Genomic DNA, 17,372 nt, shown 5'->3' on the forward strand with positions numbered 1-17,372 from the left:
CGATGCGGTGATGCTCAGGCTGTTTCCTGGACGCTCAGAATCGTCAGAACGGTTTGTACATTTTGCGCGGCGTCACGACCCAGGCTGGTCAGATAACCACCATCGGGCTGGTCGATCAGTTCTTTTTCGAACAGGCGTTTAGCGGCGGCAATGTGTTTCGGGGCAGCGGTCTGATGAATTTTCAGGCCTTCCTGGGAGCTGTCCAGGTTGAAGAGGGCGAGGACTTCCAGTTCGGCAACCAACTCAGGGGTAAGCGACATAAGGACTCCAGACTTTCTAGGAATTGGACGACAGCGCCCCTAAGGTGATCTCACTCGCGCAGCATGTCCAGTGCTGGCAACAGGGTTTTTTCGCCTCGGCGAACATTCCCCGGTGGGTGGTGCGGCGGTCTCTGTAGGAGCGAGGCTTGCCCGCGAAGGCCTCACCGCGGTCTTCCTGAAAAACCGCATCATCGTTCTTCGCGGGCAAGCCCCGCTCCTACAGGAAACTGGGGTTATTGCTTTTCTGGCGGCAGCTCCGGCAACGCACGCAGCGCAGCTTCGTACCATTCGGTGTTGAATGCGCGGTCTTCATCGAGCATGGCATCGATCTCGTAAGCCAGCACATGTGCCATGAGATTGAGGATTTCTTCACGCTCGTAACCCACCAGGGTCAGCTTGTTAAACGTTGCCTTGGCCGCTGGCGGGTTATCGCTTTCGATCTGGTTCTCGATCGCTTCGATCAGCGTCGTTTCGGTGAACTCTTCTTCGTCGTTGTCGATGTCGTTAGGCTCGCTCATGGCAGGCTCCTCAAGGAAAGGCGGCCAGTTTACCTGCATTCAGCGCTGTGATGCTGCTGGCAAGAAGTGCCGGGGCGTTCTATAACTGGCGCTGCCAACCCCCTGCACGGCCTGGAGGCTATGTAATGCTCAAGCTTTATGGATTTTGCGTCAGCAACTACTACAACATGGTCAAGCTGGCGTTGCTGGAGAAGGGACTGCCGTTTGAAGAAGTACTGTTTCACCCAGGGCCGAGTCCCGAGGCATTAGCCATCAGCCCGCGCGGGAAGGTGCCGGTGCTGGGCGTCGAACAAGGGTTCATCAATGAAACCAGCGTGATTCTCGAGTACCTCGAACAGAGCCAGAAAGGTACGCCGCTGCTGTCCAGCGAGCCCTTCGAGCGAGCGCAGGCGCTGGCTTTGGCCAAGGAAATCGAGTTGTACATCGAACTGCCGGCGCGCGCCTGCTACCCCGAAGCGTTTTTCGGTATGTCTGTGCCGGAGGCGATCAAGGACAAGACCAAGGCCGAGCTGCTGCTGGGGTTCGCCTCGCTGGGCAGGCATGGCAAGTTCGCCCCTTACGTAGCGGGCAACAGTCTCAGCATTGCGGATTTGTATTTCCTGTACAGCGTGCCGATGGCCTGTGCCGTGGCGCAGAAGCTGTTCGATATCGATCTGTTGGCTGAGATGCCGGCGGCCAGGGCGCTGCTGGAGCGTCTGGGACAGAACCCGCATGTGCAGAGGATCGCAAAGGACAAGGACGCGGCGATGCCAGCGTTTCTGGAAATGATCGCGTCCAAAAAGTAGACGTGTAACGATCTTGAGAATGCCTTCGCGGGCAAGCCTCGCTCCTACAAGGACACTCGGTCGAATGTAGGAGCGAGGCTTGCCCGCGAAGCTCTTAACGGCTGGCGAGCAGTGCCTGACCGCGAACCACAGCCTTCTTGACCTGCGCCGGCGCAGTCCCGCCGATATGGTCGCGGGCATTCACCGAGCCTTCCAGGGTCAGCACGGCAAACACATCCTGCTCGATCTGATCGCTGAACTTGCGCAGTTCTTCCAGGCTCATTTCCGCCAGGTCCTTGCCGCTTTCCACGCCATACTTCACGGCGTGGCCAACGATCTCGTGGCAATCACGGAACGGCAGGCCACGGCGCACCAGATAGTCAGCCAGGTCGGTGGCGGTGGAGAAACCGCGCAGGGCCGCTTCGCGCATCATGGCGTGCTTGGGCTTGATCGCCGGGATCATATCGGCAAAGGCCCGCAGCGAATCGCGCAGGGTGTCGGCGGCGTCGAACAGCGGTTCCTTGTCTTCCTGGTTGTCCTTGTTGTAGGCCAATGGCTGGCCTTTCATCAGGGTCAGCAGGCCCATCAGCGCGCCGAATACCCGGCCAGTCTTGCCGCGAACCAGCTCCGGCACATCCGGGTTTTTCTTTTGCGGCATGATCGAGCTGCCGGTGCAGAAACGGTCCGGCAGATCGATGAACTGGAACTGCGCGCTGGTCCACAGCACCAGCTCTTCGGAGAACCGTGACAAGTGCATCATCGCGATGCTGGCGGCCGAGCAGAACTCGATGGCGAAGTCGCGATCGGACACGTTGTCCAGCGAGTTACCGCCGACGGCGTCGAAGCCCAGCAGTTGAGCGGTGTATTCACGGTCGATCGGGTAAGTGGTGCCGGCCAGTGCCGCGCTACCCAGTGGCATGCGGTTGGTGCGCTTGCGGCAGTCCACCAGGCGCTCATAGTCGCGGCTGAGCATTTCGAACCAGGCCAGCATGTGGTGCCCAAAGGTCACCGGCTGCGCGGTTTGCAGGTGCGTGAAGCCCGGCATGATGCTGCCGGCTTCGCGCTCGGCCTGCTCCAGCAAGCCTTGTTGCAGGCGGGTGATTTCGCTGAGGATCAGGTCGATCTCGTCACGCAGCCACAGGCGGATGTCGGTGGCGACCTGGTCGTTACGACTGCGACCGGTGTGCAGCTTTTTACCGGTCACGCCGATGCGGTCGGTCAGACGCGCCTCGATGTTCATGTGCACGTCTTCGAGGTCGATGCGCCAGTCGAACTGACCGGCCTCGATTTCACCCTGGATGGTCTTCAGGCCATCGATGATGCTGTCGCGCTCGGCATCGGTCAGCACGCCGACCTTGGCCAACATGGTGGCGTGGGCGATCGAGCCCATGATGTCGTGGCGATACAGGCGCTGGTCGAAGGTGACGGAGGCGGTGAAGCGGGCGACGAAGGCGTCGACGGGTTCACTGAAGCGGCCGCCCCAGGACTGATTGGTCTTGTCAGTGCTCATGAATTCGCTCGTATCGGCTTGAGGAAAGATGGTGTGGAACGCTGTCGCGGATAATAACAGGGTTGCCAATCCTGCGGCTGGCACTGGTCGACACGTTTTTTTCTCATCGGGCGACCCATACTCCAGGCAAGCCATACGGAAATTGCGCAACGATATTTATCAATTGAGCAATATCGTCCCGGCAACCGTCTACAGTTGGACAGAGGATCAGCGCACTTCTCGATGCTGCAGCTGACTATAGAGAGAAGAGGGGTGTTCATATTGTGTATCGGCAAACACGACGGCGATGCCTCGCCAACGCGGGCCTGGGCCGTCAGTCACCCGGCAGATAAAAATTTAGCCGCCGGTCTCGCGGCACTTTTTGGCCCTCGCGCTAGTCTTAGCGTGGATCGCGGTGACGGACGTCACTTCACCTGTCTACGCTATCCTTGTGCGAGACTCACGCAGGAATCCAGCGCAATATGAATGTCCTGATCGTTGATGACGAACCCTTGGCCCGCGAGCGCCTGACCCGGCTGGTCGGCGAGATCGAGGGATACAATGTCCTGGAGCCCAGCGCCACGAACGGCGAAGAGGCGTTGGCACTGATCGACAGCCACAAGCCGGATATCGTGTTGCTCGATATTCGCATGCCGGGCCTCGATGGCCTGCAAGTGGCTGCACGGTTGTGCGAACGCGAAACCCCGCCCGCCGTAGTGTTTTGCACCGGACCCGATGAATTTGCCGTGGAAGCCCTGCAGGCCAGCGCCGTGGGCTATCTGGTGAAGCCAGTGCGCACAGAACAGTTACACGAAGCATTAAAGAAAGCCGAGCGACCCAATCGCGTCCAGCTCGCGGCCTTGACTCGCCCGGCGGCCGAAACCGGTAGCGGTCCGCGCAGCCACATCAGCGCCCGCACCCGAAAAGGCATCGAACTGATCCCGTTGGGTCAAGTGGTGTACTTCATTGCCGACCATAAATACGTGACTTTGCGCCATGAAGGCGGCGAAGTGCTGCTCGACGAACCGCTGAAAGCCCTCGAAGACGAATTCGGCGACCGTTTCGTGCGGATCCACCGCAACGCACTGGTTGCCCGCGAACGCATCGAGCGACTGCAACGCACGCCTCTGGGACATTTCCAGCTGTTCCTCAAAGGCCTGAACGGCGACGCCCTGATCGTCAGCCGGCGGCATGTGGCCGGCGTGCGAAAAATGATGCAACAGCTTTAATCCGCCGCGCAGGGTGGGTTTCTAGCCTATTACCGGACATTAAGGGCCAGGGAGGCTGTGCTGTTTCTGATACAAGTCAAAGCGGATTTGGCTGAGATGTTATTATCCGCCGTATCTATTCAGTACGGATTGATCCATGTCCTCTCGCGAAATCCGCATCGCCACCCGCAAAAGTGCTCTCGCCCTGTGGCAGGCCGAATACGTCAAGGCTCGTCTGGAACAGGCCCATCCAGGCCTGCTCGTGACGCTGGTGCCCATGGTCAGTCGTGGCGACAAGCTGCTTGATTCGCCCCTGTCGAAAATCGGCGGCAAAGGCCTGTTCGTCAAAGAGCTGGAAACCGCGCTGCTGGAGAACGAAGCCGACATCGCCGTGCATTCCATGAAGGACGTGCCGATGGACTTCCCCGAAGGCCTGGGCCTGTTCTGCATCTGCGAGCGTGAAGACCCGCGCGACGCCTTCGTTTCCAACACCTATACCAGCCTGGATGAGTTGCCAAAAGGCAGCATCGTCGGGACGTCCAGCCTGCGCCGTCAGGCTCAGCTGCTGACCCGTCGCCCGGACCTGGAAATCCGCTTCCTGCGCGGCAATGTCAACACCCGCCTGGCCAAGCTCGATGCCGGCGAATACGACGCCATCATCCTCGCCGCCGCGGGCTTGATTCGCCTGGGCTTCGAAGACCGCATCACCTCGGCCATCAATGTCGAAGACAGCCTGCCGGCCGGTGGCCAGGGCGCGGTCGGTATCGAATGCCGTAGCGCCGACACTGACATTCATGCGCTGCTGGCGCCGCTGCATCACCCGGACACGGCCGTCCGCGTTACCGCCGAACGTGCTCTCAACAAACATTTGAATGGCGGCTGCCAGGTGCCGATCGCCTGCTACGCCGTGCTTGAAGGCGAGCAGATCTGGTTGCGTGGTTTGGTCGGCGATCCGAGCGGCGGTCTGCTGCTCAGCGCCGAAGCCCGTGCGCCACGGGTTGATGCCGAGGCTTTGGGTGTGCAAGTGGCTGAAGACTTGCTGAGCCAGGGCGCCGCCGACATTCTGAAAGCAGTCTATGGCGAGGCAGGTCACGAGTGACTGGCTGGCGCCTGTTGCTGACACGCCCTGCGGATGAGTCGGCGGCGCTTGCCGGTGTGCTGGCCGAAGCGGGGGTTTTCAGTAGCAGCCTGCCGCTTTTGGACATCGAGCCGATTCCGGCCTCTGCCAAAATGCGCGAAGTGATTCAGAATCTGAATCACTATTGCGCGGTGATCGTGGTCAGCAAGCCGGCCGCCAGAATCGCTGTCGATCTGCTCAACCGGCACGGGCTGCAACCACCGGTTGTGAAGTGGTTCAGCGTGGGCGCGGCGACGGCCCAGATCCTCGAGGATAACGGGCTGGATGTGAGCTTCCCGGTCGACGGCGATGACAGCGAAGCCTTGCTTGAACTTCCACAGTTGCGCGAGGCTATCGTCCGCCCCGATGCGCGGGTGCTGATCATGCGCGGGGAGGGTGGGCGCGAGCTGCTGGCTGAGCGTTTGTGCGAGCTTGGTGCTAGTGTCGAGTATCTGGAGTTGTACCGCCGCGGTTTGCCGCAGTACCCGCCAGCGACACTGCCTGACCGGATCGAAGCGGAACGCTTGAACGGGCTGGTGGTCAGCAGTGGGCAGGGTTTTGAGCACCTGCGCCAATTGGCGGGCGATACCTGGCCTGCGCTTGCGCGGTTGCCATTGTTTGTTCCAAGCCCCAGGGTCGCCGAGATGGCACGTGCCGCCGGGGCCCAAACAGTTGTGGATTGTCGTGGCGCCAGTGCTGCGGCTTTGCTGACGGCGTTACGGGAGCATCCCGAGCCCGTTCTCTAATGCAAAGGATGGATACGTGAGCGAAACAGCCTTGCCTAAAGATGACGTCCAGCCAGTGCTCGATGCACCGGTTGAAACACCACCACCTGCTGCTGTGCAGCGCCGAGGCAATGGGCTGGCAATCATCGCGCTGCTGTTGGGCGCGGCCGGTGTTGCCGTGGGCGGTTGGGGAGTCTGGCAGGTGCGTCACCTGCAAGCCAATACCCAACAGCAGTTGAGCCAGGTCCAGGCGTTGAACGATCAGGCGCAGAGCCTGAAACTCAATGAGCAACGCCTGACGGCTCGCCTCGAGCAAATGCCCGCCGCCGAGGAACTCGACGCGCGCAGTCGTTTGGTCACTCAGCTTCAAGGCGATCAGCAACGCTTGAATCAACGTCTGGAAACCGTCCTCGGTGCCAGCCGCAAGGACTGGCGTCTGGCTGAAGCCGAACATTTGCTGCGCCTGGCCAGTCTGCGCCTGTCGGCATTGCAGGACATCAGCAGCGCTCAGGCCCTGGTGCAGGGCGCCGATGAAATTCTCCGTGAACAGAACGACCCGGGGGCTTTTGCCGCTCGCGAGCAAGTGGCCAAAACCCTGGTGGCCCTGCGCAGTACCGAACAGCCGGATCGCACCGGGTTGTTCCTGCGTCTGGGTGCCTTGCGCGATCAGGTGATCAACCTCACCGAGCTGGCGCCCGAGTACAAGGACCGTGGCGAATCCCTGCTGGGCCTGACGGCCGATGGCGACGGCGCCAGTCGCTGGGCGCAATGGTGGGATCAGATCTCGCGTTATATCCGCATCGACTTCAACGCCGACAAGAATGTCCGTCCGCTGCTGGCCGGGCAAAGCTTGAGTCAGGTGCGTCTGGCCCTGAGCTTGGCGCTGGAGCAGGCGCAATGGGCTGCGCTCAATGGCCAGGCCGCGGTTTACACCCAGGCGCTGACCGAGGCGCGGGACGTGCTCAAGGGCAACTTCAACCCCGACAACCCTCAGAGCAAAATCATGCTGGAGCAGGTGGGCGAGTTGAGCAAGCAGCCGGTCACGGTGGTCACGCCAGATCTGACGGGCACCTTGAGCGCGGTTCAGGCTTACCTTGAGCGACGCAACGTCAACGCCGAAGACTCAGTGAAACCGCTGGCCAAACCTGCCGCGAACACCGCGCTGGAGGCCACGCCATGAAGCGCCTCTATGTGATCGTGTTCGTGGTCATCGCTGCCGCCGCCGCGCTGGGCCTGGCGATTGCAGAGCACTCGGGCTACGTGCTGATCGCCTACAAGACCTTCCGTTACGAATCGAGCCTGTGGGCAACCCTGGCCCTGGTGGCCGTGCTGTGGCTGGTGTTCTGGGGCATCAAGGCATTGATCGAACTGCTGACGACTTCCGGTGGAGTGGTCAACCCATGGTCGCGGCGCAATCGCAGTCGGCGGGTGCAAGTGGCGATAGAGCACGGTCAGCTGGATTTGGCCGAGGGCCGTTGGGCCAGTGCGCAGCGTCATCTGCATCGTGCGGCGGAAGCCGAACGTCAGCCGTTGCTCTATTACCTCGGTGCCGCCCGCGCCGCGAACGAACAAGGTCACTACGAGGAAAGCGACAACCTGCTGGAACGCGCCCTCGAGCGACAGCCCCGGGCTGAGCTGGCGATTGCCTTGAGTCATGCTCAATTGCAGACCGATCGCGGTGACACTGAAGGCGCGCTGGTGACCCTGCAAGCCATGCATGAGCGTCATCCTCATAACGTCCAGACCCTGCGTCAGTTGCAGCGCTTGCATCAGCAGCGGGGCGACTGGTCGGCAGTGATTCGCTTGTTGCCGGAGTTACGCAAGGACAAGGTGTTGCCACCGGCCGAGCTGACTGAACTGGAACGTCGGGCCTGGGGTGAGAATCTTTCGCTGGCGGCGCACAAGGAAGAGGACGGAACGGTCGGCTTGCAATCGCTCAATCGTGCCTGGCAGCAGCTCACCGCCGCTCAGCGCCAGGAACCGCAATTGGTGCTGGCCTATGCCGAGCAATTGCGGCAACTGGGCGCGCAGGTCGAGGCCGAAGAGGTTCTGCGTGCGGCTCTCAAGCGCCAATACGACAGTCATCTGGCACGCCTGTACGGTCTGGTTCGCGGCAGCGATCCGGCCAGGCAACTGCACACCGCCGAGGGTTGGCTCAAGGATCATCCGGCCGATTCGAGCCTGTTGCTGACGTTGGGCCGCCTGTGTCTGCAAAGCAGCCTATGGGGCAAGGCCCGGGATTATCTGGAGAACAGCTTGCGCGTGCAGCGCAATCCTGAGGCCTGCGCCGAACTGGCGCGGTTGCTGGCGCAACTGGGTGACACCGAACGCAGTAATCAGCTGTTCCAGGAGGGCTTGGGTCTGCTGGACGAGCGCTTGTTGGCTGCACCGCTACCGGTGTCGGCTCACGCTTGATTCCTGAACCGGCCCTGTGGCCGCTGGCGCAGCCGAACGCAGGCTGCGCCAGCGGCTACAGGGGCGGGAGTCGTTCGCAGGAAACGATCCAGTCGCTCCAAATTGGCCATTGTTTTAGCTTTGTAGTTCTTCGGCGGCAACGTCCTACAGCGGACTACATCTTATCCCCATGCTTCTGTCGGGAATTCCCTACACTTCTGGTGAAGTGTCCGTGCTGGCCTGCCTTGAAAGGCTGCAGCGCTTTCCTCTACCGTAACCGCCTGTCTCTACTGTTACGGAAAAGCCATGTCTTTGGCCTGCTCACGCTCCTTGTTTTTCATGGTTTTCATTGCAGGTGCCCTGGCCTTGGGCGTTTCCTATTACCTGGAATATGCGGTCGGCCTCAAGCCTTGCGGGTTGTGCCTGTTGCAGCGGGTTTGCCTGGCGCTGCTCACGGGTGTCTGCCTGGCGGGTTCGGTGCACGGTCCTGGTCGCTTCGGAACATTCCTGTATTGGCTGCTGGGTCTGCTCTGCAGTCTGGCGGGTACCGTTACAGCGTGGCGACAGGTTGTGTTGCAGAGCGATCCGATACATCAACTGTCGGCGTGCTCGCCCGATCTGGTCGATCTGGTCGCCGGCACGCCCTGGTTGTATGCCTTGCAACGAATGTTCGAAGGCACCGCCGACTGCGCCGAAATGTCCTGGACGCTGTTCGACCTGAGCATCCCGGAGTGGAGCCTGCTGTTCTTCGTTGCGATGATGATCCTGGGCGGGTATCGGTTGCTGCGCCTTGTCTGGATCGCGTGTCAGCGACCGCTCAGCGGCGAGTCGTCGCACCGGGTGCTGGCAGGCGATTAAACACTTGTATGAACTTTATCTCCTGCGTACCTTGAAGCCATTGTCGCGCGGGCATAATCTGGCCCGCACGTGTCATTGGATTTATGTTGCTCGAATGACGCTCTGCCTGGCCGATTCTTGATCTTCAAGTGTGCGACAGGTGTAGGGCAGCATGACCCACAAGGGAAGAGAGAATCACCATGCTCGAAAGTTGTCAGAATGCTCAGGAACGCTGGGGTGGAGTGCATCTGCTGATCGATCGCTGGTTGCAGGAGCGTCACGAACTGGTTCGGGCCTATGACGCTCTCGGCGCCAAGCCCGAGGCTCTGGGCGAGAACCGAAAACCGCTGCAGGAATTCTGCGGAGTGCTGGTCGATTACGTATCTGCCGGGCATTTCGAAATTTACGAACAGCTGACCGGCGAAGCCAAGGCGTTCGGTGATACGCGCGGTCTGGAGTTGGCCGAGACGATTTACCCGCGCATCGACGTCATCACCGAGAAGCTGCTGGCGTTCAATGATCTGTGTGATGCCGGCAAGTGCGTTGCGGAGAAATTCAAGGAGCTGGGTGGCTTGTTGCACGAACGCTTCGAACTGGAAGATTGCCTGATCGAAGTGCTGCACACCGCTCACAAGGAAGAGGATTCGGTTCAGGCCTGAACCCTTCCGGCAACAAACCAGAAACGGTGCGCAATGCGCGCCGTTTTTCGTTTCCGGCTTTCAGCCAGTGGCACCGCGTAATTCGATTTCGAACACCAGCGGTGTGAACGGCGCGATCAAGTCGCCGGCACCGTCGGCGCCATAGGCTTGGGCCGATGGAATCACCAGGCGCCATTTCGCGCCGACCGGCATGTTTTGCAGCGCGCTGCGCCAGCCTGTGATGACGCTATCAAGACTGAACCACTGCGGCTGGTTGTTCTGATCGAACACTGTGCCGTCAGGCAAGCGACCGATATACAGCACCTGCACCTTGCCGTTCGGGCCGGCCTTGGCGCCGGAGCCCGGAGCCAGCTCCGTCAGCAAAACGCCATCCGCCAGTTCACGAACCCCCGGCCTGGCTTTTTCCTCGGTGAGAAAACGCTGCTCTTTTTCGAGGGCGACTTCGCTTTGCGCGACGGCGGGTTGCTCGGCTATCAAGGCTTCATGCTCGGCCAGAATCCGTTCGATCTGCTCGTCTTTCAGTGCCAATGGCTTGCCTTGATAGGCTTGCTGCAAACCCTCGAGCAGTGCCTGAAGTTGCAGGTCTGGAACCTCCTGGCGCAAGCGTTCGCCAAGACTTGCCCCCAAGCTGTAGGCGAGATCGTGAGCGTCATTCGTGGTGGTTTTTTCGGTGGCCTGGGCCACGGAAAAAAACACACACAGCGATAAAAAAAGGTAGCGCGACATGGGCACTCTCCGACCTGAGATGCGCAGGATTATGCCAGTGTGAATGCGTTCAAAGGTGAACTGGTTTTTGCGCGAGCGCAGAACATTTTTACTTCAGTGCAACGGAGCGCTTTCGATACTGTCAACATGCCCTAGCGGCGGTAGCAGCAGAGGTCTAGTATGAGCCGCAGTCACGCCAGCCAGGAGGTAAACCATGTCGGCCACCAAGAAGCCTGTAAATACTCCGTTGCACTTACTCCAACAACTTTCGGGCAGCCTGCTCGAGCATCTGGAAAACGCTTGTTCCCAAGCCTTGGCTGATGCTGAAAAACTGCTCGCCAAACTGGAGAAGCAGCGCGGAAAAGCGCAGGAAAAACTGCACAAATCCCGGACCAAATTGCAGGACGCTGCGGCGGCCGGCAAAGCCAAGGCACAAGCCAAGGCCAAAGAGGCGGTGAAAGAACTTGAGGACCTGCTCGACGCCCTCAAGGATCGCCAGTCCGAAACGCGCAGCTACATCCTGCAACTCAAACGCGACGCTCAAGAAAGCCTGAAACTGGCCCAGGGTGTCGGTCGTGTCCAAGAGGCTGTCGGCAAGGCGTTGTCCCTGCGTTCGGCCAAGCCTGCTGCGGCACCTGCGAAGAAAGCCGCTGCCAAACCGGCTGCTGCAAAAGCACCGGCCAAGCCGGCTGCCAAAGCTCCGGCGAAAGCCGCAGCCAAACCCGCCGCAAAACCGGCGGCGAAAAAACCAGTCGCTGCCAGCGCTGCGAAACCAGCGGCTAAAACGACGGCTGCCAAGCCAGCCGCCAAGCCAGCTGCTGCCAAAACAGCTGCCGCTAAACCGGCTGCAAGAGCCACGGCTGCCAAACCCGCCGTGGCAAAAACTGCCGCGGCCAAGCCTGCTGCAAAACCAGCTGCGAAACCCGCTGTAAAAGCTGCGGCTAAACCTGCTGCCAAGCCAGCCGCCAAACCGGTCGCGGCTAAAGCCGCCGCAGCCAAGCCTGCTGCGAAACCCGCGGTAAAAGCTGCGGCCAAACCCGCCGCCAAGCCGGCTGCCAAAACTGCTGCTGCGAAACCTGCTGCCGCTGCCAAGCCAGCCACTGCCGCCAAACCAGCCGCCGCAAAACCGGCTGCAAAACCAGCCGCCAAGCCAGCAGCAAAACCGGCCGTGAAAAAGCCAGTCGCCTCTGCCAAACCGGCTGCTGCGCCAGCGATCAAGCCAGCAACTCCGGCCCCGGCCTCTTCGGCTTCGCCCGCGCCTGCAGCAACCACCTCGACCACCACGTCTGCGCCAACACCAGCCGTATCGTCGAGCACCAGCACTACCCCAACCAGCGCTTCCTAAGTGCCGGTTACCGCGACGCGCAGCTGATGCAGCGCGTCGCGGTCCAGGTTGGCGGTGCCTGCCGCCACACCTTCCAGCCAGGTCGAGAGGTCGTTCGTCTCCTCCTGCGGCCAACCCTGCGCCAAGCGTTCCAGCCGCAACAACAGCTGTCGCTCGGCTTGCAGTTCCAGTGTTTTGACTTGCTCGCGCAACGTATTCAGTTCGGCGTCTTCAGCTGCGACGGCTTTCCATTGCGTGCGCAACGCCCGTAGCGGTCGCACGACATCCGCGTCCCAAGGCTCGGCCACATTGCGAAGCTGCTGCAACCGTTGTTCGTTGCAGGCGACTCTCCGCTGTCCCAGCCACAGCCCACAGAGCAGCAGGCACACGTTCACCCCCGCCGACTGCAATTGCAGGCAGGCGTCTTCAACGCCGGGCCGGGCGTAAGTGCCGAGGGAAAAGCTCCACAGGTCAGAGGACATAGTGCTACTCGCGCCAGTTGCGAGCGAAGCTGGTAGACTCCGCCGCCATTATGATTCGACTTCAGAACCTGACTTTACAGCGTGGCCCGCAACGTCTGCTAGAAGACGCCGAGCTGACCCTGCACGCCGGCCACAAAGCCGGCCTCATCGGTGCCAACGGCGCCGGCAAATCGAGCCTGTTCGCCTTGCTCCTGGGTGACCTGCACCCGGACTCGGGTGATTGCTTCTTGCCGGCCGACTGGCGCATCGCCCACATGCGCCAAGAGATCGACACCCTCGATCGCATCGCGGTCGACTACGTGCTCGATGGTGACCTGCGCCTGCGCCAGGTGCAACGCGACCTGGCGGCGGCCGAAGCGGCCCATGACGGTGCCGCTCAGGCCCGCCTGCACTCGGAACTCGACAGCGCCGATGGCTACACCGCCGACGCCCGGGCGCGCAAGTTGCTGGCAGGCCTTGGGTTCACCAACGATCAGATGGATCGACAGGTAGGAGATTTCTCCGGTGGCTGGAGGATGCGTCTGAACCTGGCGCAGGCCTTGATGTGCCCTTCAGACCTGTTGCTGCTCGACGAACCGACCAACCACTTGGACCTCGATGCCATCATCTGGCTCGAAGAGTGGCTTAAAAGCTACCCCGGCACCTTGATGCTGATTTCCCACGACCGGGATTTCCTCGATGCCGTGGTCGATCACGTAGCCCACGTCGATCAGCGCAAGATCACCCTGTATCGCGGTGGCTATAGCGCTTTCGAGCGCGCCCGTGCCGAACGTCTGGCCCAGCAACAGCAGGCCTACGAGAAGCAGCAGGCGCAACGTGCGCACATGGAAAGCTACATCGCCCGCTTCAAGGCCCAGGCCACCAAGGCCCGTCAGGCCCAGAGCCGGATCAAGGCGCTGGAGCGGATGGAAGAGCTGTCCGCCGCCCACGTCGATTCGCCGTTCGACTTCGTCTTCCGCGAGTCGACGAAAATTTCCAGTCCGCTGATCGACCTGTCGGATGCTCGTCTGGGTTACGGCGACAAAACCGTGCTGGAGAAGGTCAAGCTGCAACTGACTCCCGGCGCGCGGATCGGCTTGCTCGGCCCCAACGGTGCCGGTAAATCGACCCTGATCAAAAACCTCTCCGGTGAACTCGAGCCGTTGGCTGGCCGGCTGACCCGGGGCGAGAACACCGTGGTCGGCTACTTCGCTCAGCATCAACTGGACTCCCTTGATTCCAAGGCCAGCCCGTTGCTGCACTTGCAGCGCCTGGCGCCGACCGAGCGTGAGCAGACCTTGCGCGACTTCCTCGGTGGTTTCGACTTCCGCGGTGCGCGCATCGATGAACCGGTGCTGAATTTTTCCGGTGGCGAAAAAGCGCGACTGGCCTTGGCACTGATCGCCTGGGGCCGACCGAACCTGTTGCTGCTCGATGAACCGACCAACCACCTGGACCTGGAAATGCGCCTGGCGCTGACCATGGCCTTGCAAGAATTCAGTGGCGCGGTACTGGTGGTCTCCCACGATCGTCATTTGCTCAAAAGCACCACTGACAACTTCTATCTGGTGGCAGACGGCAAGGTCGAGGAGTTCGACGGCGACCTGGAAGACTACACCCGTTGGCTGGTGGAGTACCGTCAGCGCAACGCGCCGGTCAACAACACGCCGGTAAACCCGGACAAGACCGACAAGAAAGCCCAGCGCCAGGCCGCTGCCGCGTTGCGTCAGCAACTGGCACCGCACAAGCGCGAGGCCGACAAGCTCGAAGCCGAGCTGGGCAAGCTGCACGAGAAACTGGCGAAGATCGATGCCAGCCTCGGCGACAGCGACATTTACGAGCCGATGCGCAAGAACGACTTGCGTGATCTGCTGGCCGAACAGGCCAAGCTGAAGGTGCGTGAAGCCGAGCTGGAAGAGGCGTGGATGGAAGCGCTGGAACTGCTCGAAAGCATGCAGGCGGAGCTGGAGGCGCTGTCCTGATGGATGCCTTCAAGCTGCCGTTGCCAGCGATGTGGGTCGAGCCGCTCTGGCTGGTCGTGCAAATCCTGCTGATCTTGTTGGCCGGTTATGTCGCCCAGCGCGTCGTTGCTAAATGCCTGACTCGACTGGGCGAGCGCTACCCGTTTCCGCCGCAGTTCTTGATGCCGCTGCGCGGCGGTTTGCGCTGGCTGATCATGGGCAGCGCGCTGATCTTCGTGCTGGAACGTCTTGGCGTGTCGGCCACGGTGCTCTGGACCGCATTGTCCGGTTTTGTCGCCGTGGCCGCGGTGGCGTTTTTCGCCATGTGGAGCGTGCTGTCCAACCTGCTTTGCGCGATTCTGATTTTTACCGTCGGCCCATTCCGTATCGGCGATGTGGTCGAATTGGTGGACACCACCGACAAGCCTGGCGTCAAAGGCCGGGTAGTGGCGATCAATCTGCTCTACACCACGCTGATCGAAGCCGAAGAACTCGGTACCGGCAGCGCCATGGTGCAAGTGCCCAATAGCCTGTTCTTCCAGCGCTCGGTTCGACGCTGGCGCGGCACGGATGTATTCCCTTCGAACGGGTTCGAGAAATAGGCTGGCTGTAGCCTGATACACCGCTATCGCGAGCAGGCTCGCTCTCACATTATTTGATCCTCAGCGAACCTGTGTTCTGTGATCAACCGAGCACCACTGTGGGAGCGAGCCTGCTCGCGATAGGGCCCTGCCGCCCTGAACGCTGGTCGGCAGCAACCCCCGTCCTACAAAAAATCGGTAGTCATCGGCCCAAAGGCGCATTAGCTTAGACGTCTGTCAGGAGTCTGAGTCGAGGTGTGCGATGGTGCTTCAAACATGGATGGCTTTTTTTGCCGCCTGCTGGGTGATCAGTCTTTCCCCTGGTGCCGGCGCCATTGCGTCGATGTCCAGCGGTTTGCGCTACGGTTTCTGGCGCGGTTACTGGAACGCCCTGGGCCTGCAACTGGGCCTGGCGTTGCAGATTGCGATTGTCGCCGCCGGTGTCGGTGCGATCCTCACGGCCTCTGCCTCCGCCTTCTATGCGATCAAATGGTTTGGCGTGGCGTATCTGGTCTACCTCGCGGTCAAGCAATGGCGCGCGCTGCCTAACGAGATGAACGACGACGGGGCCATTCGGCAGATCGGCAAGCCGATGGCACTGATGTTCCGCGGTTTTCTGGTGAACGTCAGCAACCCCAAGGCCTTGGTATTCATGCTCGCGGTACTGCCGCAATTCATCGACCCCCACGCGCCACTGGTGGCCCAGTACCTGATCCTCGGCGTGACCATGATCTGTGTCGACCTGATCGTCATGGCCGGCTACACCGGGCTGGCGGCCAAGGTCCTGCGATTGCTGCGCACGCCCAAGCAGCAGAAACGCATGAACCGCACCTTTGCCGGGCTGTTCATCGGCGCGGCGGCGTTCATGGCGACCCTGCGCAAAGCGGCAATGTAAAACCGTCAGGCACAAAAAAGGCGACCCATTGAGGTCGCCTTTTTCATCTGTGGCGAGCGAGCTGTTGTGGCGAGGGAGCAAACTCCCTCGCCACAACACGTCCCCTGGCCACAGGTACCTGCTGAAATATCAGTGCAGAATCACCGGCGCCGTATCCCGTGGCAGGTTATTGCGCTGCGGCGCTTGGCCCGGCTGCTCGTAACCGCTGCCACCGAGCTGTTGGCTCAGTTGCGTGGCCACGTCTTCACCCAACGCCTTGGACACATCGCGCACCACCCGTGGGCGATTCAGCGAAACCCGGATGTCCCGGCCATTCACCAGTTTGGTGTCCTGACCTTCGCCCATCGCCGTGAAGGCCGAGGTGATCTCAAAGGTCTTGGTGTTGATCAGGCTGAAGTCCGCCACCAGCGTCAACCCCAGCACCGCCGAATAGCTGTCGGTGTTGGCCAGCTCGTTCATGTCGCGGGTGAAGTCGATGTCTGACACGGTGCCGAACAGCACGTAGTCGGCGCCCTTGAAGCTGCCGGCCTTGATGCGTTTGATCACGTCATACACATCACCTTTGGACGATGCCGTATAAGGCGTGCCCTGCACCAGCTGGAACATGCCGGTGCGCAGGATCTCGCCCTTGATGTCGCCGGTGAATTTACGCAGCTCGCCTTGTTCGATGTAGCTGCTGGTCGCTTCGATCTCGTTGTAACTCGAAGAGCCACTGGCACCGTAGTAACTCTGGTTGTGGTTGCTCTGTGCCGAAACGATGTGGATGTACTGCTCCACGCGCTCCTGGTACGCCAGATCCGTCACCGCGACTTTCGGGGCCGCTTGCACGCTGAACGCGCAAGCCAGGGCCATCATGCCAATCCATGTGCGCATCGATTAACGCTCCGTGGTTTTGCGGATCTCTTTTTCGTCCATCCATTCGGCCAGACCGCTTTCAACGTCGATCAACTGCAGGCTGAATTTGTAGAAGACGTCCTTGTAATCGCTGCTGCGCTTGACGATCGAGCTGATCGAGCCTTCAAGACGGTACTGGGCGGCAATCATGTTGCCTGTCTTGGCCACGGTGCTTTTCTTGTACAGGCCGCTCTGGTTTTGCAGCTTGAGCTGATCGACCTGGCTCTGCATTGCGGTGTTGTCGCTGGCGAAACGGGCGACGCCGGTCTTCATCAGCTGGGTCTTGATGCTGGTGGTGATTTCGCGGGTGTCGATGTATTCGCTGGTCTTGTTCTTCACGTCGTAGACCTGAACCACCGGACGGCCTTGCAGGATGCCGGACTGGGCCAGGGAGCGGGTCATGGACTCGGCGATCATCTGCAGGTCGGTGGAACCGAACTCATTGGTCACGGTTTCCACGGCTTTGGTGTCGCCGTAGCTGATGTTTTTGCTGCCAAGCGTCGGCGAAGTGTTGGCGCAACCACTGGCCAGGAGGGCGATGACGGCGATGAACGAAAAGCGTGCAAACATGGGAATGCTC

At 60.8% G+C, this 17,372-nt stretch carries 19 protein-coding genes and 1 pseudogene; 13 read left to right on the forward strand and 7 right to left on the reverse strand.

Annotated elements, in window-relative coordinates; translation table 11 throughout:
- Positions 1–14: 14 nt before the first annotated feature.
- Together KGB14_RS27045 and KGB14_RS27050 are read right to left on the reverse strand one after the other, a co-directional pair.
- Positions 15–260 (reverse strand): TIGR02647 family protein, encoded by a 246-nt coding sequence (locus KGB14_RS27045; RefSeq protein WP_046818484.1) that lies wholly within the window; start codon positions 258–260, stop codon positions 15–17.
- 233 nt (positions 261–493) lie between these two features.
- Entirely contained in the window at positions 494–778 is a 285-nt protein-coding gene (locus KGB14_RS27050; protein ID WP_223490465.1) for a hypothetical protein, read from the reverse strand.
- A gap of 125 nt (positions 779–903) precedes the next feature.
- Between KGB14_RS27050 and KGB14_RS27055 the strand changes: the two genes are divergently transcribed.
- Positions 904–1,563 (forward strand): glutathione S-transferase, encoded by a 660-nt coding sequence (locus KGB14_RS27055; protein ID WP_223490467.1) that lies wholly within the window; start codon positions 904–906, stop codon positions 1,561–1,563.
- 94 nt (positions 1,564–1,657) lie between these two features.
- On the opposite strand, the gene argH is transcribed toward KGB14_RS27055, so the two are convergent.
- The gene (argH, locus tag KGB14_RS27060) at positions 1,658–3,052 is read right to left on the reverse strand and encodes an argininosuccinate lyase (protein WP_223490469.1); all 1,395 of its coding nucleotides are present in this window, start codon (positions 3,050–3,052) and stop codon (positions 1,658–1,660) included.
- Between the two features lie 339 nt (positions 3,053–3,391).
- On the opposite strand from argH, the pseudogene KGB14_RS28805 reads away from it, so the two are divergent.
- The 8 genes and pseudogenes from KGB14_RS28805 to KGB14_RS27100 form a co-directional block, all read left to right on the forward strand.
- Positions 3,392–3,517 (forward strand): annotated as a pseudogene (locus KGB14_RS28805) (sensor histidine kinase); the annotation flags it as partial.
- The gene (locus tag KGB14_RS27070) at positions 3,514–4,260 is read left to right on the forward strand and encodes a LytR/AlgR family response regulator transcription factor (RefSeq protein ID WP_223490471.1); all 747 of its coding nucleotides are present in this window, start codon (positions 3,514–3,516) and stop codon (positions 4,258–4,260) included. The pseudogene KGB14_RS28805 and the gene KGB14_RS27070, both read left to right, overlap by 4 nt.
- 136 nt (positions 4,261–4,396) lie before the next feature.
- Entirely contained in the window at positions 4,397–5,338 is a 942-nt protein-coding gene (gene hemC / locus KGB14_RS27075) for a hydroxymethylbilane synthase (RefSeq protein ID WP_223490480.1), read from the forward strand.
- Positions 5,335–6,102, forward strand: coding sequence for a uroporphyrinogen-III synthase (locus tag KGB14_RS27080; RefSeq protein WP_223490482.1), 768 nt, complete (start codon positions 5,335–5,337; stop codon positions 6,100–6,102). The genes hemC and KGB14_RS27080 overlap by 4 nt, the downstream gene beginning before the upstream one ends.
- A gap of 16 nt (positions 6,103–6,118) precedes the next feature.
- The gene (locus tag KGB14_RS27085; RefSeq protein WP_223490484.1) at positions 6,119–7,261 is read left to right on the forward strand and encodes a uroporphyrinogen-III C-methyltransferase; all 1,143 of its coding nucleotides are present in this window, start codon (positions 6,119–6,121) and stop codon (positions 7,259–7,261) included.
- Positions 7,258–8,496 carry a heme biosynthesis protein HemY gene (locus KGB14_RS27090; RefSeq protein WP_223490486.1) on the forward strand — a complete coding sequence of 413 codons (1,239 nt, stop codon included), beginning with the start codon at positions 7,258–7,260 and terminating at the stop codon, positions 8,494–8,496. Before KGB14_RS27085 ends, KGB14_RS27090 begins: the two co-directional genes overlap by 4 nt.
- Before the next feature lie 285 nt (positions 8,497–8,781).
- Positions 8,782–9,333, forward strand: coding sequence for a disulfide bond formation protein B (locus KGB14_RS27095; protein WP_223490487.1), 552 nt, complete (start codon positions 8,782–8,784; stop codon positions 9,331–9,333).
- A gap of 179 nt (positions 9,334–9,512) precedes the next feature.
- Complete coding sequence (locus KGB14_RS27100) at positions 9,513–9,971, forward strand: Rsd/AlgQ family anti-sigma factor (protein WP_007899333.1); 459 nt, start codon at positions 9,513–9,515, stop codon at positions 9,969–9,971.
- A 60-nt stretch (positions 9,972–10,031) separates the two neighbouring features.
- Here the strand turns inward: KGB14_RS27100 and KGB14_RS27105 are convergent, their stop codons facing one another.
- Positions 10,032–10,697, reverse strand: coding sequence for an FKBP-type peptidyl-prolyl cis-trans isomerase (locus tag KGB14_RS27105; protein WP_223490489.1), 666 nt, complete (start codon positions 10,695–10,697; stop codon positions 10,032–10,034).
- Positions 10,698–10,890: 193 nt separating this feature from the next.
- Between KGB14_RS27105 and KGB14_RS27110 the strand changes: the two genes are divergently transcribed.
- Positions 10,891–12,021, forward strand: coding sequence for an AlgP family protein (locus KGB14_RS27110; protein ID WP_223490491.1), 1,131 nt, complete (start codon positions 10,891–10,893; stop codon positions 12,019–12,021).
- Here KGB14_RS27110 and KGB14_RS27115 read toward each other — a convergent pair.
- Positions 12,018–12,482: a TIGR02444 family protein gene (locus KGB14_RS27115; protein ID WP_223490494.1), complete on the reverse strand. Its 465-nt coding sequence runs from the start codon at positions 12,480–12,482 to the stop codon at positions 12,018–12,020. The two genes, KGB14_RS27110 and KGB14_RS27115, sit on opposite strands and share 4 nt — an antisense overlap.
- A 50-nt stretch (positions 12,483–12,532) precedes the next feature.
- Between KGB14_RS27115 and KGB14_RS27120 the strand changes: the two genes are divergently transcribed.
- The 3 genes from KGB14_RS27120 to KGB14_RS27130 all read left to right on the forward strand — a co-directional run bounded on the left by KGB14_RS27120 (position 12,533) and on the right by KGB14_RS27130 (position 15,898).
- Positions 12,533–14,443: an ATP-binding cassette domain-containing protein gene (locus KGB14_RS27120; RefSeq protein ID WP_223490496.1), complete on the forward strand. Its 1,911-nt coding sequence runs from the start codon at positions 12,533–12,535 to the stop codon at positions 14,441–14,443.
- The gene (locus KGB14_RS27125; protein ID WP_223490498.1) at positions 14,443–15,024 is read left to right on the forward strand and encodes a mechanosensitive ion channel family protein; all 582 of its coding nucleotides are present in this window, start codon (positions 14,443–14,445) and stop codon (positions 15,022–15,024) included. The genes KGB14_RS27120 and KGB14_RS27125 overlap by 1 nt, the downstream gene beginning before the upstream one ends.
- 241 nt (positions 15,025–15,265) lie before the next feature.
- Positions 15,266–15,898 carry a LysE family transporter gene (locus KGB14_RS27130; RefSeq protein WP_223490500.1) on the forward strand — a complete coding sequence of 211 codons (633 nt, stop codon included), beginning with the start codon at positions 15,266–15,268 and terminating at the stop codon, positions 15,896–15,898.
- 129 nt (positions 15,899–16,027) lie between these two features.
- Here the strand turns inward: KGB14_RS27130 and KGB14_RS27135 are convergent, their stop codons facing one another.
- Both KGB14_RS27135 and lpoB read right to left on the reverse strand, forming a co-directional pair.
- A complete protein-coding gene (locus KGB14_RS27135) occupies positions 16,028–16,771 on the reverse strand; it encodes a penicillin-binding protein activator LpoB (protein ID WP_223490501.1) in 744 nt (247 codons plus the stop codon).
- A gap of 3 nt (positions 16,772–16,774) precedes the next feature.
- On the reverse strand, positions 16,775–17,362 hold the full coding sequence (gene lpoB / locus KGB14_RS27140) for a penicillin-binding protein activator LpoB (RefSeq protein ID WP_105340689.1): 588 nt from the start codon (positions 17,360–17,362) through the stop codon (positions 16,775–16,777).
- Positions 17,363–17,372 lie beyond the last annotated feature (10 nt).

Source organism: Pseudomonas sp. A-RE-19 (assembly GCF_019956555.1).
Classification (GTDB): Bacteria; Pseudomonadota; Gammaproteobacteria; order Pseudomonadales; family Pseudomonadaceae; genus Aquipseudomonas.